Raw genomic sequence first — 19,212 nt, 5'->3', positions numbered from 1 at the left:
CCTCACTGCTTGCCGAGGATGCCGTCCCCGCCGTCGACGTTGAGCAGTGTGCCGGTGATGAAACCGGCCTCGTCCGAACACAGCCACACTGCGGCGGCGGCCTGCTCCTCAGGGCTGGAGACCCGCTTCATCGGGATCGCCTCCGTGACGGCACGGTATTCCTCGGGCGAGGCCTCGGCCCAGGAGGCGAGCGCCGGCGTCATCGTCGCCGATGGGCAGAAGGCGTTGACGCGGATCCCCTTGGCTGCGTATTCGAGCGCAGCCGTCTGAGTCATGCCGTTGACGGCCCATTTCGAAGCGTTGTAGGGCGACAGGCCCGGACTGCCGTTCTTCCCCGACATCGAGGACGTGTTGACGATGGCACCAGCCCCCTGCTTCTCCATCTGCGCCAGCTCGTACTTCATGAAGCTCATGAGGCCGAAGACATTGACGTCGAAGAGACGCTGCCAGGCCTCACGCTTCTGTTCGGCGAACGGCAGAGCCGCAGCGCCGAGTCCCGCATGGTTGTGGGCGAAGTCCAGGCTGCCCCACCGATCGACGACATCTGCGACGACCGCACGCGCATCCTCATCCGATGAGGCGTCGACGATTCGTCCTTCTGCAATGCCGCCTGCGGCTCGGATGAGTGAGCAGGTCTCCTCCACAGTGTCCTCGACGATGTCTGTGACCAGCACCTTTGCGCCGGCTCGGGCGAAGGCCAGAGCACTGGCTCGACCTATTCCGCTTCCAGCCGCCGTGACGAAGCCGTTCTTTCCGCTGAGATCTGGCATAGCTTTCCTCTCTTCGGTGCTCGAGCACCTGGTGCTGGTTGGGGTGCTGCCGATGCCTCGGCGGTTCAGGATTCGGCGCGGTTGGACCGCACTTTGATCAGCTGTGTGATCGACAGGCGCAGAACCTCCTCGAATTCGCTGCGTCGCAGACGATCATTGAGCACGGCGGACAGGGCCGCCGTCCACGAGAGCATGATCGCGTAGATCATCCTGTGGTCTTCGGCCACGGGTTCGACGATGCCGAGTACCTTGAGCACGGCCGTCTCCAGCAGCTTGTCCGACTGTGCCACGGCGATGCCGCTGCTGGCCTGAGAGGCCATCGTCGCGTTCATCATGGCTTTGGCCAAATTCGGTCGCGAGAGCAGAGAGTTGCTCGCGCCGGTGATCAGGTCGAGGACACGTTCGGCAGCATCGTCGTCGTTGAGCGAGAAGACTTCCTGGGGGCTCTGCGCACGGACATCGAGAGTCATGAGTTCATCTTCGAGGATCGCCGTGTACAGATGCGATTTCGAGGGGAAATAGCGATAGAGCGTGTTGAGCGCGACACCGGCCTGTTTCGCGACCTCCTGCATCTGCACCGCATCTTCACCATGATCGATCGTCAACGTCCGTGCGACCCTGACGATGTTCTGATAGCGCTGCCGCCCGCTGGCATTCGTCGGACGTGCCGCCGCTCGTTCGACATTCAGTCGTGGCACCAGTGTTCCTCCGCCCTCTTCGTCATCTCACGCCCTGCCCCGGCCTTCACCGGCCCGGACACCTCCAGGATAGCCTCTCGCCCGCTTCGGAGGCCGCGACGGGCCGAGGCCCCCGGCGTCCCGGTCGCCCGGCTGAAGGATCCAGCCGGCCGACCGGGACGCCGGGGTGTTCCCGACCACGGGTTTCAGTGTTCGCGGCCGAGCACCAGCGCACTTGTCGGCACACCGGTGCCCGCGCTGACGAGGACGTGGTCGACGTAGGCGGCCTGGTTGGCGGCACTTCCCCGGATCTGGCGCACACCCTCGGCGATGCCGTTCATTCCATGGATATAGGCCTCGCCCAGCTGTCCGCCGTGTGTGTTCAGCGGAGTCGCAGAGTCCATCTCGCCGAAACCGTCGGCCAGAAGATCGGGTGCCTCGCCGGGACCGCAGAAGCCGAACTCCTCGAGCTGAGCCAGCACGAACGGGGTGAAATGGTCGTAGAGGATGGCCGCATCCATGTCTTTCGGGCTCAGTCCTGTAGCCGTCCACAGCTGGTCGGCGACCAGGCCCATCTCCGGCAGGGGTCGATCCCTGTCCTGCCGATAGAAGCTGGTCATGTTGTGCTGGTCGTAGCTGACGCCCTGCGCCGAGGCGCGGATGACTGCCGATGGCTGCGCGAGGTCCTTCGCCCGTTCCCGGGACGTGATGACGAAGGCCTGCCCGCCGTCGGATTCCTGACAGCAGTCGAGGAGGTGAAGCGGCTTGGCGATCCACCGCGAGGCCTGATGATCAGCCATGGTGATCGGCTGCTCGTAGAACCATGCCTTCGGATTCGTCGCCGCGTGTTTGCGATCGAGGACCGAGACCCTGCCGAAGTCCTCGCTCGTGGCCCCATAGTTGTGCATATACCGCTGAGCGAACATCGCGATCCACGAGGCAGGGGTCATCAGACCGTGCGGCAGATACCAGGCATAGTTCGCCGCGCGGGCGTCGACGCCCCACGAACTGACGTCCAGAGCGGCTCCGAAACGGGCACCGGAGCGTTCGTTGAAGGCCCGGTAGCAGACGACGGTCTCGGCCGCTCCCGTGGCCACTGCCATGGCCGCGTGCATGATCGTGGCGCAGGCGGCTCCGCCGCCGTAGTCGACGAGACCGAAATAGCTGACGTTCTCGCAGCCGAGTCCTCGAGCGACCTCGATCGAGGGAGAGGTGTCCATCGAGTAGGAGACGAACCCGTCGACTTCGTGAGGAGCGATTCCCGCATCATCGAGAGCCGCCTTCGAGGCCTCGAGTGCCAGCTGCAGCTCTGTGCGACCGGATGCCTTCGAGAACTCGGTGGCTCCGATTCCGGCGATCGCGGCAGCATCGTGGTGACTTCTCATCAGCGTTTCCTTCCCTGCAGCGCAACTCGAACGTGGCCACTGGCATGTGTTCCGATCCCATTCGTGCCCGTGACCTCGATCAGGGCGCTGGCACTCTCCTCGTCGAATTCGCTGACGGTGCCCGTGACCGTGAAGGTGTCGCCGGGAAAGTTCGGGGCGCCGAGGCGGATGCTCACATCGGTGAGCTCGGCCTGGGGCCCGGCCCAGTCGGTGACGAAACGACCGATGAGGCCGTTCGTCGTCAGGATATTCATGAAGATGTCCTGAGTGCCCGCGGCTTCGGCAGCAGCGGTGTCGTGGTGGACCAGTGACCAGTCACGGGTGGCGATCGCTCCTCCGGCGACGAGTGTCGCGGTCACCGGAATGGTCATCTCGGGCAGTGTCTGACCCGGTTCGCATTCTGTGGGCATCACGCCTCCTTCTCATCATTGTCGGTGCTGTGTGTCGTCTCAGTCGAAGAGCGGACACAGGTCTCGGCTCCCGGCCCGAATCCGGCGGGGAGCGCCAGGTCCGGGTCGTAGAAGTGCGGCCGGACTTCGACGTTCATACCGATGGAGACGTCAGCCTCGTCGATCTCAAGATTCATCACGATGCGCACGCCTTCGGCGAATTCGACGAGTCCGACGATGTAGCCTGCCTCGAATGGGGGCACCACCGGATGATGCAGGACCGTGTAGGTCACGAGCTCGCCGGTGTCCGACAGGTCCGAGACATCCCAGTCGAAGGACTGGCAGCGCGGACAGCAGGGCACGGGCGGGTGCCGGAATTCGGCACAGTCGCCGCATTGCTGGGCGACGAGGCGCCCTTCCTTGAGCGCGTCGAAATAGAACGCATTGTCCAGGTTGAGCGCGGGACGAGGGCGCAGTGCCTCGGTCATCTCAATCCTCCTTCTTCTGTCCGGCGGCGTACCACAGTGTCCGGAATCGCATGGTTCCGACTTGGTCGCCCTCCTCGTCGCGGAAGACGAAGAGCGTGGTGATGAACATCCCCGGCCCCAGACCGGTCTGCTTGAGTTCCGAGAGCTCTTCGACGGTTTCCGTGCTGCTGATGAGGTCTCCGGGGACGATCGGGCGGTCATAGTGCTGTTCGCTGTTGACGGCGACGACGCTGGGGAAACCGCAGTCGCGAAGGATGTCATAGGCGGCGTCGACGGGACTGGCGGTGGCTTCCTCGCCGAGACAGTTCATCGTCCACACCTGCAGCGCCGTCGCCGGCGCGATGACGCTGTCATGCCCGTGCTGCTTGGCCTCTGCTTCATCGATATAGATGGGGTTGCGATCGCCCAGCACGTCGAGCAGTGTGTTGATCGTCGCCGTCGACACCCGGTCGCGAGCGCGATAGTGCCGGGCACGACCTGCGGCGATGAGCTCCGCAATCCTGCGTGCTGCCCTTTCGGGATCGATCTTCGGTTCGGTGGTGACAGTCATCGGTTGAGCAGTTCCTTTCGTCCGGAGTCCTCGAACCGTCTCAGGAGTTCCTCCACATGTGCGGGTTCGAGTCGGTGGTATTCGTTGCCCTTTCCTGGGCGGTAGTAGACCGGGTCGTCGGTGTGCCAGGCGTCCTTGCGCAGCTCCTTCTTGTTGATCTTCGCTGTGGCGGTCACCGGCAGTCTGTTGACGATGCGGATGTAGCGCGGAGCCCATTTGGTTCCCAGGTCGGCCTGAGCGTCGAGGAACTCACCGAAGCCCACCGGGTCGAAGGTCCGACCGTCGACCATCTGCAGCGCAAGCATCACCTGATCCCCGCTGATTTCGTCGGGAACGGGGTAGATCGCCGCCAGCTGGGCGTCGGGATATCGGCCGACGATCCTCTCGATCGGGGCACCGGAGAAGTTCTCCCCGTCGACGCGCAGGCGGTCACCGCCTCGACCGGCGAAGTAGAAGTAGCCCGCCTCATCCCGGTAGCCGAGGTCGCCGGAGAGGAAGTTGTTCCCGCGCAGCCGCTCGGATTCGGCCTCCGGGTCCTTGTAGTAGCCTTCGAAAGTCCCGCGTGCGCCGAGGGCGGCAAGCTCGCCGATGGCCTCATCGGCATTGAGCAGCTCGCCGTGCGTGCCGAAGCGGGCCCGAGGGCGTTCGCTCATGTCGATCGGGTCGATGACCGCAGCGGTGTATGCCGCCCCTGCGGGAGGCAGTCCCAGTGCATCCTCAGGTGTGTCGGCCGAGCGCACGAAGTTCAGTCCGCCTTCGGAGGAGCCATAGGATTCGAAGGGTTCGATTCCGAACCGGCGAGCGAATTCCTTCCTGTCGCGCACAGGCGCCTCGGTGCCGAAAGCCGACTTGAGCTTCACCAGCTTCTCTTCTTCGCGTTCCGGCTGGGCGAGGATGTAGGACAGGACGCGGCCGACATAGTTGAAGTACGTGACCTCGTACTTCAGGAGGTCGTCGAGGAAGCGACTGGCCGAGAAGCGGCGGGCCAGTACGAACGTCCCGCCCTGGTACAGCGGCGTGGCCCAGCAGCCGAGGATGGAGTTCGAGTGGAACAACGGCATCGAGTTGTAGGACACGTCTTCGGGGCCGAGACCTCCCGAACCGTATGTCGCGGCGGCGGCGAATCGGCCCGTCGAGCACATCGCGGCCTTGGGACGACCCGTGGATCCGGAGGTGAACTGCATGGTCAGTATCGTCTTCGGGTCGGCTGCGGGCGCCGATTCCGGCGGCCGGCCGTCGTCGAATCCGTTCAGCGCCTCCGTGTGCTGGTGCGCATCGATATTGATGACCTCGACCCCGGGCAGCGCCGCGGAGTCGATGAGTCCCCGAGTCATGGAATCGACGATGAGGATCTGGCAGTCCGTGGCCAGCACATCGTCGACGAGTTCCCGACCACGTCGGGTTGGATTCATACACACCATTGCCGCCCCGGACAGCGCGCATCCGCCCCACCAGAACAGGAACTCGGGCCGATTCTCCAGGAGGATCCCCAGATGCGGCGGCTGGGCGGGGTCGAGGTGCTGGGCCAGGAAATGGCTGCGACGAATCGCTGCCCGGGCGAAGTCGTCCCATGTGTAGTCGTCGTCCTCGAAGCGGATGCCGATGTGGTCATCGCCGAGGCGGGCGACCACCAGAGCCGCCGCCGTCGTCGGCAGGGCGTTTCCTGCTTCGAGGTCCTGGTTCTGACTCGTCGTGGTCATGATCATTCCTCTCGTGCGTGGGCGACGATGTCGCTGCCGAGTTCTTCGAGGAGGGCGTCCGCAGCTCCGAGGACGATCCCGATCTCGCGGACGAGGACGAAGAACCGATGGATGTGGTTGTCGAGGTCGGCACCCATTCCGCCATGCAGGTGCTGAGTGGCGTGGACTACGCGACTGCCGCCGGTCGCTGTCCACCACGCGGCCTCGAGGCCGGCTCGGGCGGCGCCGGAATCGCCCGCGTCATAGAGACTGGCGGCGTTCAACGTCGTCAGCCGCATGCATTCGGTATCGATATGGGCGTCGGCAGCACGGTGGAGCACACCTTGCTTCGATGACAGCGGTTTGCCGAATTGCACACGCTCCGATGTGTACTTCGCAGTTCGTGCCACGGCTTCCCGGCAGGCTCCGACGGCGACCGCCGACAGCGCGGTTCGCCAGCGTCCTTCGAGTTCAGCGCGGCCGACGCCGTCGAGCCTCTGACAGTCTTCGATCGAGATGTCGATCGTCACTGCGACACCGTTGTCATAGGAGAAGCCCGTCGGCGCGGTGCTGATGCCGGGGGTCTCCTTGGCCACGAACCAGAGGCAGTCGTCATCGTCGGCGATGAGCAGGTGGCTGGCGGCGGCGCCGGTGGGCACGATGCCCACGCGACCATGGAGCCGGCCACCGGTGCGGGCCACCGAGTGCAGTCGGCTGGGCAGAGCGGGGGCGGCCGTCATCGTTCCGGCGGCCATCGCCTCGACCGATTCGCTGAGTCCCGCCTCGGAGAGGATGAGGGCGGTGACGACAGAGCCGGCCAGAGGGATGCGGGCCAGCCGCGCCCCGGCCTCGATCAGGCACAGGCTCAGCCCGATCATACCGAGACCGTCGTCGCCGTCGATGAGGGCACCGATGACACCGGCTTCGGCCAGGGAAGCGTATAGGGCTTCATCCCAGCTGCATGCCTCAGCATCCAATGCGGCTACCCGCTCGTCGCCGGACTGCTTATCGATGATGGCAGTGACCAGTTCGACCAGTTCGGCCTGCAGATCGGTGGGGTGGAACGTCATCTCGCCCGTGCCTTCGGCTGCTGTCTGCGTTTCCCTCATCGTTCACCTCGTTTCATTCCCAGTGTCGTCCAGGCGACGATTTCGCGCTGGATCTCGGCCACACCGCCGCCGAAGGTATTGATCTGTGCGCCGAGGTTCATCACCGCCGGGCGGCCGTCCTCTATGCCGGTGGGGACCTCGTCGATGTGCAGCGCGTCCTCACCGAGGACCTCGAGCATGATTCGATAGATCTCTATTGCCGCCTCGGTCGCATAGATCTTCGCTGCCGAGGCTTGGCCCGGATCGACGGCCTCAGTGGCGGTGGCTTCGACGAGTTTCCAGTTCATCAGGTTCATCGCCGAGTTCAGCGCAGTCGCTCTGGCGAACGCCGAGGCCACCCAGGGAAGGTCCGCATAGGGCTGACCTGCCGGCGTCGTCTTCTGAGTGGCCCAGGTGATGACATCTTCGAGCATGCCGTCGCAGATGCCGGAGTAGGCGGCCAATCCCACGCGTTCGTGATTGAGCTGAGTGGTGATCATCCGCCAGCCGGCATCGATCTCGCCGACGACATTGCTCACCGGCACGCGGACGTCGTCGTAGTACGTAGCCGAGGTCTCGACCTGGCCGAGTGCCTCGATCGGAGTCACAGAGAAGCCTTCTGCCGTGGTCGGTACCAGGATGAGGGAGATGCCCTTGTGCTTGGGCGCTTCCTGATTCGTCCGCGCCGCCAGCCAGATCCAGTCGGCTCCGGGTCCCCCGGAGGTGAAGACCTTGCTGCCGTTGATGACGAATTCGTCGCCGTCGCGCACTGCCGCCGTGCGCAGGGAAGCCAGGTCCGTGCCGGCTTCGGGCTCGGTGTAGCCGATCGAGAAGACGAGCTCGCCAGCGGCGATCTTCGGTAAGAAATAGTCCTTCTGTTCCTGACTGCCATGGCTCATGATGGTCGGAGCCACTGTCGTGAGGGTGACCATCGGCAACGGAGCCTGGGCCCTGTATGCCTCGGAGTAGAGGATGAATTGGGCCCGGTGACCTCGGTCCTGCCCGCCGAATTCCTCCGGCCAGCCGATGCCGAACCAGCCGTCGGCTCCGATCCGCCTCATCACCTCATCGCGCACCGGTCCCCCGGCTTCCCCCTCTGCGTGGAGTCCGGCTCGCACCTCATCGGTGAGGAGCTTGTCGAAGTAGTCACGCAGCTCCCGTCTGAGCTGGAGATCCTCGTCACTGAGCTTCACGTGCATATCCGCACCCGTTCTTCCCTGTCGCTGTATCTGTCATCGCGGCCGAATGGGCGTTGCGGTCACGAAATCGTGCGCCGCTGCCGCTCTGGCACCGCAGAATAGGAGAATCGATTCTCCTCTGAATGGTCAGGCGATGTTCTCGATCCCGGTTTCGTCGAGCTCGGCCAGGTGGTACGCAGCGAAGCCGCTGCCCGGCGCTTTCGCTCGGAAATGCGCACCGATCTGCTCGGCCAACTCGGATTCGTCGAACACGCCGGTGCGAGCGACGAACTTCTCTTCGACCTCTGCGGGCTTGAGCAGGGCGACGAAGTCTCCGTAGACGATGAACACCTCACTGCTCACAGTTTCCGCCGCCGGGCCCGAGAGGTAGCCGACGAGCCGCGCCACCCTCTCGGGCGCGAGGATGTCGAGTCGCTGGGAGTCGGAATCGGCCGCGAAGACCGCTTCGGTCATCCCGGTCCTGGCCCGCGGCATGATCGCATTGGCTGTGACCCCATAGCGGCCGAGGCCCTGCGCAGTCGACAGCGTGAGACCGATGATCCCGGCTTTGGCGGCCGAGTAGTTCGGCTGGCCGGCAGCTCCCATGAGTGCGGCTTCGGAAGCAGTGTTGACGATGCGCCCGAACACCGGCCCACCGGCTGCCTTGCTGGCGGCTCTGAAGTGCACACCGGCGGCGTGACAGAGCCCGGCGTGGCCCTTGAGGTGGACGTCGATGACCTTGTCCCACTTGTCCTCGGTGAGGTTGAAGATCATCGTGTCGCGCACGATTCCCGCGTTGTTGACAACGATATCGAGCCCTCCGAACGTGTCGACGGCGGCTTCGACGAGTTCGCCGCCGGTCTTCCACTCGCTGATATCGGATTCGACCGCCAGCGCTCCGGACCCCAATGCGCGAACCTCGTCGGCGACGGCGGTCGCCCCTTCGCCGAGGTCGTTGACGACGATATCGGCTCCGAGCTCGGCCAGGCGCAGGGCCTCTGCCCGACCGAGGCCGGACCCGGCGCCTGTGACGATCGCGGTCCGCCCGCTCAGATCTGTGACTGGATTCATCAGTGACTCTCCTTCGATTCGTGATCGGCTGATTCGCGATAAGCTCTCGTATGCCTTGCCAAAGACTATAATTGCTTCTAGTTTTGGATTGCAAGCATTTCGGCTACCCGATCGGAGCACCATGAAGGAATCGATCGCCATCGGCGACGAACTGACCGAACTGGCAGAGGTTCTCGACGACTTCTGCACAGACCGCGTCTCCCCCGACCAAATCCACGCGTACATCGACGCCGAAGATCCGGGACTCCCCGAATTCTTCTCCGATCTCGTAGGCATCGGTGTGCTCGATCTGCACCTCGACGAGCAGCAGGGCGGCGCGGGCGTCGGCTTCATGGGCCTGGCCACCGCGGCTGAGGCGATGGGCCGCGGGCTGGTGCCCGGCCCGGCACTGCCGGCGATGATCACCTCGGCCGTGCTGAGACATGGGGGCTCCGTCTCGCCTGCCGAAGATGCCGCCGAAGGGCACGGCACCGCACTGGGAGCAATCGGGCTCGACCCCGGTGAGCTGCTCTTCGACCCCAGGACTGCCACGCTCAGCGGAACGAGCGCACCGATCCCTTCGGCCGCCACGGCCGAGCACGTCGTCCTGCCTGTCAGCGACGGGGAGGTTCGCAGGTGGGTGCTGCTGCGCACCTCGGCAACCGAGGTCCTCCCCTGCCCGTCTCACGACGTCACCCGGCCGTTGGCACGGGTGCGCATTGAGCAGGCTGCACCTGTGGAGATCCTCGACATCGATCCAGAGCTGCCCAGCCTCATCGCTGCGGCGGCCTTCGCCGCGGAGGGTTCGGGCATCGCCCAATGGTGCACCGACACCGCTGTCGAGTACGCCCGAGTCCGCGAACAGTTCGGGGCCGTGATCGGCAGCTTCCAAGCTGTCAAGCACCGGATTGCGGGCATGCACGTCGCGGCAGCACAGGTGCGCGCTCTGGCCTGGGACGCCGCACGCTGCCTCGATTCGGACGTCAGCACAGAGGAACGGCGTCTGGTCATCTCAGCGGCTGCCGGAACGGGGGTCGACCTCGCTCTCGACACAGTCAAGGACCTCGTCAACACGTTGGGTGGAATCGGTTTCACTTGGGAGCACATGGCCGGTTTTGCTCTGCGTCGAGCTCAGTCCAGTCGAGTCCTGCTCGGCCCTGGGGACCGCTGGCGAATGGAGGTCGCGCGGGCCGCGCAGAATGGTGCGCGTCGCGGCCCCGCGCTGACTTATCCGGAGGGGGCCGAAACGGTCCGTCAGGAGATCGGAGACGAACTCGACGCGATCCCCGGCGGCTCCGAAGCCGCAGCGTGTCTGGCGGACTTGGGATACACCTCACCGGCGCTGCCCCGCCCCTGGGGTCGAGGCGCCGATGCTCTCACCCAGCTCATCATCGACGAAGAGCTCTCCGCCCGGGGCCTCACTCCCCATGACATGGTCATCGGCAACTGGGTCGTGCCCAGCCTCATCGCACACGGCACTGCGGAGCAGAAAGAAAGGTTCATCGCACCCTCACTACGTGGCGACATCCGCTGGTGCCAGCTCTTCAGCGAACCCGGTGCAGGGTCCGATCTGGCCGGGCTGACCACCTCGGCCAGGAAGGTCGACGGCGGCTGGGTGATCAACGGACAGAAAGTGTGGACCTCAGGTGCGCGTGAGTCAGACTGGGGAATTCTTCTGGCGCGCACGGACCCCACCGCACGCAAGCACCGCGGAATCGGATACTTCCTGCTCGATATGACCACGCCCGGAATCACCGTGCGCCCCCTGCGCGAGCTGACCGGGGAGGCGCTGTTCAACGAAGTGTTCCTCGATGAGGTGTTCATCCCTGAGGAGCTCATGGTCGGGACACCGACCGATGGTTGGAAGGTGGCCGTGGGCACTCTGGCCAACGAGCGTGTGGCGATGACCGGGCATTCGATGTTCGGCGGTGGAGACGAGGCGCTCGTATCGCTGTTGCGCGGACAGGCGGCGGACGACCCGCTGAGGCTGCGGATGGTCGGCGATCTGATCTCCGTGTCGCTGTCGGGCTCGCTCATGGGGGTCAGGTCGATGCTCAAAGCGATGGAGAACGAGACGGATTCTGCGGAGTCTTCCCTGTCCAAGCTCGTATCCACCCGCAATATCCAGGACACGTGGGAAGCCGTGGTCGAATGGTCGGGCCCGGACGGCATCGACGGCATCGACATGGCCCGAGCCGAGGATGTCGCCACCCGCAGCACAGTGCCCACTTACATGTTCCTCAATACGAGGTCGCTGACGATCGCGGGCGGCACCACCGACATTCAGCTCAACATCGTGGCCGAACGCATCCTCGGGCTCCCCCGCAGCTGAGACCACGCTCGCCCCATCTTGATCGCCCGAAAGGGACCTATCCCTCTCCTGCCGCCACTCCAGTCGGCATGCACGATGAAAGGACCATCTGTGCCCATTGACATCGACACCGCGCTTGCCGCGGATCCCCAGATCAGTGAGATCTCCTGGACGACGACCGATGTCCTGCTCTACCACCTCAGCCTCGGTGCTGGTTCGCAGGCCAACGTTCCGGAGCTGACGCTGACCTTCGAGCGCGATCTGGAGGTGCTGCCGACGTTCAGCCTGGTTGCGGGCAAAGGGCCCTCGACTGCGGCGCCGGGCACCTCGGCAGAGATCACGGACTCACCGTCCGATGCGGAAGGTTACGACGACGCGGAAGCAGACGCCGCAGCTGCCGACCCGACCCGGATGCGGCTGCCCGGCATCGACGTCGATCTGCGCGCCGTCCTCCACGCAGGACAGTCACTCACCGCCCACCGGCCCCTGCCGGCCTCCGGCACGGCCGTTCTCCGACGCTCCGTCGCTCGGGTGCACGACCTCGGCAAGGCTGCGCTCATCGTCCTCGAGACGACTGCCACCGACGCCGACGGGCCGCTGTGGACCGAGCACTCGCAGATCTATGTGCGCGGCGAAGGGGGATTCGGCGGAGAACCGGCACCCGCGTCACAGCCGGTACCAGAACGCGCTCCCGATTCCAGCGTGCGAATCGCCACACGCCCGGATCAGGCTCTCCTCTACCGTCTCAACGGTGATCTGAACCCCTTGCACATCGACCCGGAGTTCGCACGCTCCGCCGGCCTTCCCAGTCCGATTCTCCACGGTCTTGCGACTTATGGAATCGTCGCCAAGGCGCTGACGGACCTCGCTGCCGACGGCCGCCCCGAACTCGTCGCCGAGGTCAGTGCGCGCTTCAGTGGGATGGTCACGCCCGGTGACGTGCTGATCCTCGACGTCTGGGAGACGGGCTCTCGGCAGCGCGCATATCGGGCATGCTTGGATGGCAGCGGACAGACGGTGCTCGACGAGGGAGTTCTCTCCCTGCGCTGAAGCGCACAGACGAAGGCGGGGCGGGCAGTCATCCACTGCCCGCCCCACGTCGCTTCCTCGCCACGGCTGCTTCGCTTCACCGCCTCACTGCCGCGCTCACTGCTGCAGTGATGTCTGCCTGCGGTGTTGCGCGTGTCTGGGGCGTTGACCGTCCGCAGCGCATTCTGCGCTCCCCGGACGCGCCCGGTCGATATCTCAGATCCGCTCGATGATCGTCGCTGGGGCCAAGGCCCCTCCTGCGCACATGGTCACCATTGCAGTCGAGCCGTCGAGCCGTTCGAGATCGTCGATGGCCTGGACGAGCAGGCGGATGCCCGACGATCCCACCGGGTGGCCGAGCGCGATGGCCCCGCCGTGCGGATTGACACGTTCCATGTCGAAGCCGGTAACCGAAGCCCACGAGAGCACGACGGAAGCGAAGGCCTCGTTGATCTCGACCACATCGATGTCGCTGAGGCTCATCCCTGATTTCTGCAGCACCGCAGTCGTGGCATCGGCCGGTCCGTCGAGATGAAAGTAGGGTTCGGCACCGACCATGACGGAGGTGTGGATGCGGGCCCGCGGCTTCAGCCCCTGACGCTGGGCTTCGTCTTCGCTCATGATGAGAGCGCCCGAGGCACCGTCGCTGATCTGTGAGCTCGTTCCCGCGGTGTGGATTCCTCCTTCGATGACGGGGTTGAGCCCGGCCAGGGTCTCAGGAGTGGTCGGGCGCAGTCCCTGATCGCGTGTGACCGTGCGCATCTGTCCGGTCGGCTTGCCGGCAGAGTCCAGCACGGGCGCCTCGACAGGGATGACCTGGTCGTCGAAGACACCGCTGTCCCAGGCCCGGATCGCCTTCTTCTGCGAGTCCGCGGCGAAGGCGTCGATATCGGCTCGTGAGATGCCGCGCCTCTGCGCGATCCGCTCGGCGGCGAGGAACTGGTCGGGCAGATCGACGTCGAAGCCATCCGGATACGGGTTGCCCGCATCGCCACCGGCCGCACCGAGGAAGACTCGGCTCATGCTCTCGACGCCGCAGGCGATTCCGGCCGAGACCGCGCCCGAGGCGATGAGGGCGTTGATCATATGCACAGCCTGCAGCGAGGACCCGCAGGCGCAGTCGACCGTTGTCGCCGCTGTCTGATACGGCAGACCTCGGTCGAGCCACGAAGTGCGTGTGATGTTGTTCGACTGCTCTCCGGCCTGGGTCACACAACCGCCGATGACCTGCTCGATGACGGTCGGATCGATTCCCGTGCGCTCGAGGAGTCCCGCCTGCACCTGTCCGAGGAGTCTCGCGGGATGGGTGCCGGCGAGATCGCCGAACCGCTTTCCATAGGGCGATCTGATTCCATCGACGATGACGGCTGCGGCCATGAGGTTCTCCGATTCTGTTCTGTACGTAGTCCACCTCCTAAACTAGAATTAATTCTATGCAAGGTCAAGACCGACTTCTGCCGGCCGCGACGCTTTGAGAAACGACACTTTGACAGGCGACACATTGACAGCTGGAGGTTAGGTGCTCTTGCACCGGCGCCTGATAGACCAGAGGAACAGAGCCGGCCGGAACCGGCTCGAACAGAGAGGAAGAACAATGAAGCTGGACAATCAATCATTCATCGTCACCGGCGGTGCCTCGGGCATCGGACTGGGCATCACCCGACGCTTGATCTCCGAAGGCGGACGGGTCATCGCCGTCGACATCAATGCCGAGACCGGGCAGCGGGTCGTCGAGGAATGCGGCGACAACGTCAGGTTCGTCAAGGGCGATGTCTCCGATCCACAGGTCGCCGCAGCCGCCATCGCCGAGGCGGTTTCGTCCTTCGGCGGCCTCAACGGCCTCGTCAACAACGCTCATGCCTCCCGGCAGAAGCCCTTCCTCGAGCTCGAAGAGGCCGATTGGGCCCTGTCGTTCTCCACCGGGTTCCAGGCCACGCTGAACTTCATGCGGGCGGCCCATGACGAGCTTGCCAAGACCAAGGGTTCAGTGGTGAATTTCGGTTCCGGGGCCGCGATGAGCGGGCAGTTGGGCCAGGCCTCGTATGCTGCGGCCAAGGAGGCGATCCGCGGGGTCAGTCGTGTCCTCGCCAATGAGTGGGCTCCGGAAGGGATCCGCGTCAACATCGTCTCCCCGTTGGCGCTGACTCCTGGAGTTCAGGCATGGAGCGAGGAGCAGCCGGAACAGTACGAGCAGACCGTGGCAACGATCCCGCTGGCGCGCTTCGGCGACCCGGAGACCGACGTCGCCCCCGTCGTCGCATTCCTCCTGTCTTCGGACGCGCAGTACATGACCGGCCAGACGCTCATGGCCGACGGCGGGATCCGCAAGCTGTACTGAGGCGAACGTACTGATGCGCGCACGCAGGTGCGCCGCAAGGCAGTCACGCTGCGGGCCCGAAGCGATTCGCTTCGGGCCCGCAGCGTGACTGCCTCACTCAGCGGTCGAGGCTCTGCTTCTGCGTCGCATACTTCTCCAGTGCCGGCCGCGGACGACGGCGGCTGCCCACGGCCAGCGACAATGCCGCCGAGAGCACCGAGGCGCCAGCGATGACCAGCGCCGCTGCCCAGAGGCCCGGGTTCGACACGAAGCCCTGCCCGGCGATCGCGATGGTGCCGATGGACATGACGACGCCGAGGACCGAGGTGCCCACGGACTGGAAGGTGTTTCGGATAACCTGCGCCATGGCTGCGGCGATGCTGACCACCGAGACGTCGACGGTCTCGACGATCATCGCGGGAATGCCCGAGAACAGGCACGAGCTGCCGACGGTGAACACGAGGATCGCAGTGAGGACGACGAGCGTGTTCGACGGGAAGACCGCAATGAGCAGGACGCCGATGATTGCTAGCCCGGAGCCCGTGACCAGTGTCGTCCTCGCCCCGTAGTTCGTGGTCATCCTGCCGATGGCCCCGGCGAGGAGGAATGCCACCCCCGAGAACGCCGCGGTCCAGAGCCCGAAGGACATGGGGCTCAGCCCGATGCCCACGCCGATGCTGGTCCCGTCGACAGCACTCGGCTGCCGCGAGATCGTCGCCGAGAGTACGGTGAACATCCCCAGCGGTCCGAACCCGAGGACGACGGAGAGGATCATCGCAGCACGCACCTTCGAATCGCGCAGGAGGCGGATCTCGAACAGCGGGTGGGCGATCGTGGACTCGTGACGAACGAAGATCGCCAGCACGATGAGACCGGCCAGGCCGAAGCCGAGCACCTGCCAGTCGGCCCACCCGCGGTCGGCGGAAGCCGTGACGGCATACAGGGCAGAGCCGATCCCGAGACCGAAGAGCACAGCGCCGAGGACGTCGATGCGACGCGTCGCTGCCAGATCCGACACTCGGTCGCGCGGCACGACTGCCGCGACGAATGCCGCCACGGCCAGAGCCGACACTGTCGTCACGACGTAGATCGAATGCCATGAGAAGACCGAGATCAGCGCACCGGCGATGAGGATCCCGAACGCTCCGGCGATGATCGCCGAAGATGACACCAGGGTCACCGCGGTCCCGGTGCGATCTTTCGGATAGCGGGCGGAGATGATGCCCATTGCCAGCGGCAGTACGCATCCGGTGACGCCCTGGAAGACGCGCCCGACGACGAGCACCCAGAACACGGGAGCGACTGCCGACAGCAGCGATCCGACGGCACCCAGAGCCAGAGCGCCGATGAGGATCTTGCGGCGACCGTACTGGTCACCGAGGCGCGCTCCGATGCCTGCGAAGATCGCGGCGGCCAGCGTATAGGCGGTCACGATCCAGGTGAGCGTGGACAACGGGACGTCGAAGAATCCCTCCGGAGCGTAGACGAGCTGAATGGACATGGTGGTCTCGAGAATCGCGACCACTTCGGCAGCGATGAGAGCACAGGTGATGAGCCAGAACTTCGTGACTCTGCCATTGTGGGACGGAACTGACATGCGGAACCCTTTCGTCCAGATTCCCCCGCAGCAGGCACTGCGCCCACTTCGCCCACTTCTTCGTGGGGAAATCTTGTCTGCAGATTGGCGTTGCGTGCTGTGAACTATAATCAATTATAGAATTGATTACAATAGATTTGTGCCAGAATGCCGCGGAAGAAATCAACGGGGATCGCTTTCGGCAGCGACGAACGTGCGCATGCCACGTCCAGAAACACAGTCCTACTCAATTAACACAGCACGGTGACCGGCGCTCACGCCGATTGGAGTATCCTTCGATGCAATTCGCATAAGGGTCAGGCGATTGCTGGTCGACCAGTTCGCAGAGTTCGACAGAAGGCTGCCGTGTGTAAGTTGAGCGCGGAAAACCTCATCGTCTGCAATCTGCGCAATGAAGCTAGCCGAGTCCTTCCCACATCATCCGCTGCCGCAATGCGGGCGCGAGCACGAGCGCAGCGAGCACACTCCCCGCGAGCAGCACCCAGGCTCCGAAATACGTGAACAACTTGAGTTCGGGTGCCAATGGCGGCCCAAAGTCCGCGGCCATGAGGATCACTCCGCCGAGGATGAGTGCAGTCGAGACGATCACCTGGATGAATTGTTCGACTGTGGAGACAAGCAGATTCTTGATAGTCGCAATATTCAGCCCGCTCGTTCCGACGTCGAGAGTCCCGTCCTGCAGGTGACCGGCGATACGCGAGATCTGTCCAGGCAGTTCGGCGATCTGTGGTGCAGTCGCCGCCGCGTAGAGCGTCATCTCGTGTCGGTCGACTCCCAGTCCCCCGACCTCACGCAGAAGTTGCTTCCCGTTCTGCGTGACCAATGCCAGCAGATTGAGTTCCGGCACGAGGCGAGTGATCGATCCCTCGAGGGTGCTGATAGCGCGGAAGGCAGTCGCCACTGAGGCCGGCATGGGGAACCCGAAGTCGACGACGAAGTCGATGAGTTCGCCGAACAATGCCGCCGACGTCGAGCCCGGAGCGCCGTCTCCATACTTGAGCATGATCTGCCCGATCTCACGCTGCAGCTCCCGCAGATTCACCTCGCTCGGCGTACCGAGCAGCTCGAGTATCGCGGCCGTTGCCGCCTGAGAGTTCTGCGAGTCGAAGGCCATGAGCAGCAATGCGATAGCCCTGCGGTCGCGTTTGTCGATGCGCCCGACGGCGCCGAAGTCGACGAGGCCAGCCCGGCCCGCGTTAGAGACGACGATGTTTCCGGGGTGAAGGTCGGCGTGGAAGATGCCCTTCCCGAGCACCTGGCGGACGACCATGAGGAAGAGATCCTGGGCGATCTCTCTGCGTGCGATCTCGGAGAGGTGGTCGACCACCTCGGCGGCGTGGGACAGAGGGGAGCCTTCAACGAAGTCCATAACGATGACGAACTCGCCGGAGAGCTCCTTGTACACGTGAGGGATATGGACGACGGAGTCGGTCTGCGTCGTCGACCGGCCGGACTCATCGGCGAGGCGGAGTGCTTCGATATGCGTGAGCTCCCCACGGTAGTCGAGCTCGCCCTGCAGGGAATCGACGAAGCTGCGGGCGAGCTTCGCGATGCCGATCCTCTTCGCCCAGTCGGTGGTGCGGTCGAGGCGGTCGGCCAGGGTGAGGACGATATCGCAGTCGGCGCGTACCTGTTTGCGGATCTTCGGCCGCTGCACTTTCACTGCGACCACGCGGCCTTCCCAGGTCACGGCGCGGTGGACCTGGGCGACGGAGGCGCCGGCGAACGGTCTCTCATCGAACTCGGCGAACACCTCGGCGACAGGGCGGCCCCATTCGGTCTCGAGCTGGTCTTTCACCTCGGTGAAGGGGACGGGCTTGACCCCGGCCTGGAGGGTGGAGAACTCCTCGACGAATTCGTGCGGGATCATGTCGCCGCGGGTGGCGATGAACTGGCCGAGCTTGATGAACGTGACTCCCGAGGCGGCCAGCGCGTCACGGGTGGTGGCTGCGATCTCTCGGAGGGAGACGCGCAGGGTCGGGATTCGGGGTCGGAGGTAGCGGGAGAGGCCGAATTTGATGAGGATCTTCTGAATCTGGGCCAGGCGGTTGACGCGGCGGTACCAGGTGGGGATTTTCGGTGCGTTGCGGATGAGTGAGCTCAGCGTGCCCGAGGGCATGATGAGCTCGATTGCGAGGAGGACGAACATCTGGATGACGATGAACCAGGCGAAGAGCAGCAGGAAGACCATGATGGCGGGGAAGCTCATCGACAGGTTCGGGTACTGGTCGGATTCGGAGATGCCGAGGAGCTTGTACGCCTGGAGGGTGATGGGCCAGATCGAGAGGCCCATGATAAGGGAGACGATGGTGTTGCGGGCGGCTCCGGTGCCGGTGAGCATCATCCGCCGGACGAGGAATCCGACGATGAGCGCGCTGAGGACGCCCAGTCCGATGGTGTAGAGGATCGTCACCCGTCAGCCCTTCCGTCGTGTGGGGCCCGCGCCCTCATCGGACACGGTTGGCCAAGTTCGGTGCGCTTCAATCCCGCGCCGCCACCAGCCTAATAGATCTAGCTTCACACTGCGGACGCTCCGTTCCTGAAAGTCGTCTTCGACATCAGCGTTCGGCATGGCGCCCTAGCCCAGCTGTGGATCTCCAAGCAGAAAATCTCGAAACTTCATACTTTTGGGGTAGGCGCCTTGCCCAATGGCCCAGATAGTGTTGGGAAGTCTTCGCCCGGCCAGGTGCGGTTAAGTTGTCCC

16 protein-coding genes are annotated in these 19,212 nt (G+C 64.5%); 3 read left to right on the top strand and 13 right to left on the bottom strand.

The features are described 5' to 3' along the window. Positions 1–2: 2 nt before the first annotated feature. The 10 genes from BLU88_RS09130 to BLU88_RS09085 all read right to left on the bottom strand — a co-directional run bounded on the left by BLU88_RS09130 (position 3) and on the right by BLU88_RS09085 (position 9,275). The gene (locus BLU88_RS09130; protein ID WP_092012742.1) at positions 3–770 is read right to left on the bottom strand and encodes an SDR family NAD(P)-dependent oxidoreductase; all 768 of its coding nucleotides are present in this window, start codon (positions 768–770) and stop codon (positions 3–5) included. Between the two features lie 65 nt (positions 771–835). Next, entirely contained in the window at positions 836–1,468 is a 633-nt protein-coding gene (locus BLU88_RS09125; RefSeq protein WP_157689062.1) for a TetR/AcrR family transcriptional regulator, read from the bottom strand. A 185-nt stretch (positions 1,469–1,653) separates the two neighbouring features. After that, complete coding sequence (locus BLU88_RS09120) at positions 1,654–2,832, bottom strand: lipid-transfer protein (protein ID WP_092012736.1); 1,179 nt, start codon at positions 2,830–2,832, stop codon at positions 1,654–1,656. Next, on the bottom strand, positions 2,832–3,242 hold the full coding sequence (locus BLU88_RS09115) for a MaoC/PaaZ C-terminal domain-containing protein (protein ID WP_092012733.1): 411 nt from the start codon (positions 3,240–3,242) through the stop codon (positions 2,832–2,834). Before BLU88_RS09115 ends, BLU88_RS09120 begins: the two co-directional genes overlap by 1 nt. Then, positions 3,242–3,709: a Zn-ribbon domain-containing OB-fold protein gene (locus tag BLU88_RS09110; RefSeq protein WP_092012730.1), complete on the bottom strand. Its 468-nt coding sequence runs from the start codon at positions 3,707–3,709 to the stop codon at positions 3,242–3,244. Before BLU88_RS09110 ends, BLU88_RS09115 begins: the two co-directional genes overlap by 1 nt. Position 3,710: 1 nt before the next feature. Further along, complete coding sequence (locus BLU88_RS09105; protein ID WP_092012727.1) at positions 3,711–4,259, bottom strand: FAS1-like dehydratase domain-containing protein; 549 nt, start codon at positions 4,257–4,259, stop codon at positions 3,711–3,713. Then, the gene (locus tag BLU88_RS09100) at positions 4,256–5,959 is read right to left on the bottom strand and encodes an AMP-binding protein (RefSeq protein WP_157689060.1); all 1,704 of its coding nucleotides are present in this window, start codon (positions 5,957–5,959) and stop codon (positions 4,256–4,258) included. The genes BLU88_RS09105 and BLU88_RS09100 overlap by 4 nt, the downstream gene beginning before the upstream one ends. A gap of 2 nt (positions 5,960–5,961) precedes the next feature. Further along, positions 5,962–7,047: an acyl-CoA dehydrogenase family protein gene (locus BLU88_RS09095; protein ID WP_092012721.1), complete on the bottom strand. Its 1,086-nt coding sequence runs from the start codon at positions 7,045–7,047 to the stop codon at positions 5,962–5,964. Next, positions 7,044–8,219, bottom strand: a complete 1,176-nt coding sequence (locus BLU88_RS09090; RefSeq protein WP_231939328.1) for an acyl-CoA dehydrogenase family protein — start codon at positions 8,217–8,219, stop codon at positions 7,044–7,046. The genes BLU88_RS09095 and BLU88_RS09090 overlap by 4 nt, the downstream gene beginning before the upstream one ends. A 132-nt stretch (positions 8,220–8,351) precedes the next feature. Next, complete coding sequence (locus tag BLU88_RS09085) at positions 8,352–9,275, bottom strand: SDR family NAD(P)-dependent oxidoreductase (protein ID WP_092012715.1); 924 nt, start codon at positions 9,273–9,275, stop codon at positions 8,352–8,354. A 121-nt stretch (positions 9,276–9,396) separates the two neighbouring features. Between BLU88_RS09085 and BLU88_RS09080 the strand changes: the two genes are divergently transcribed. Continuing rightward, positions 9,397–11,586 carry an acyl-CoA dehydrogenase gene (locus tag BLU88_RS09080; protein WP_092012712.1) on the top strand — a complete coding sequence of 730 codons (2,190 nt, stop codon included), beginning with the start codon at positions 9,397–9,399 and terminating at the stop codon, positions 11,584–11,586. A 90-nt stretch (positions 11,587–11,676) separates the two neighbouring features. Then, on the top strand, positions 11,677–12,615 hold the full coding sequence (locus BLU88_RS09075) for a MaoC/PaaZ C-terminal domain-containing protein (RefSeq protein WP_092012709.1): 939 nt from the start codon (positions 11,677–11,679) through the stop codon (positions 12,613–12,615). A gap of 195 nt (positions 12,616–12,810) precedes the next feature. Here the strand turns inward: BLU88_RS09075 and BLU88_RS09070 are convergent, their stop codons facing one another. After that, a complete protein-coding gene (locus BLU88_RS09070; RefSeq protein WP_092012706.1) occupies positions 12,811–13,971 on the bottom strand; it encodes a steroid 3-ketoacyl-CoA thiolase in 1,161 nt (386 codons plus the stop codon). 217 nt (positions 13,972–14,188) lie between these two features. Between BLU88_RS09070 and BLU88_RS09065 the strand changes: the two genes are divergently transcribed. Continuing rightward, positions 14,189–14,932, top strand: coding sequence for an SDR family NAD(P)-dependent oxidoreductase (locus BLU88_RS09065; protein ID WP_092012703.1), 744 nt, complete (start codon positions 14,189–14,191; stop codon positions 14,930–14,932). A 97-nt stretch (positions 14,933–15,029) separates the two neighbouring features. Here the strand turns inward: BLU88_RS09065 and BLU88_RS09060 are convergent, their stop codons facing one another. Further along, positions 15,030–16,508: an MFS transporter gene (locus BLU88_RS09060; RefSeq protein ID WP_092012700.1), complete on the bottom strand. Its 1,479-nt coding sequence runs from the start codon at positions 16,506–16,508 to the stop codon at positions 15,030–15,032. A gap of 397 nt (positions 16,509–16,905) precedes the next feature. Further along, positions 16,906–18,921, bottom strand: a complete 2,016-nt coding sequence (locus BLU88_RS09055) for an ABC1 kinase family protein (protein ID WP_092012697.1) — start codon at positions 18,919–18,921, stop codon at positions 16,906–16,908. Positions 18,922–19,212: the final 291 nt, after the last annotated feature.

Source organism: Brevibacterium siliguriense (assembly GCF_900105315.1).
GTDB lineage: Bacteria > Actinomycetota > Actinomycetes > Actinomycetales > Brevibacteriaceae > Brevibacterium > Brevibacterium siliguriense.
The sequence above is the reverse complement of the archived record's forward strand: the minus strand, read 5'-3'. Positions and strand labels throughout refer to the sequence as shown.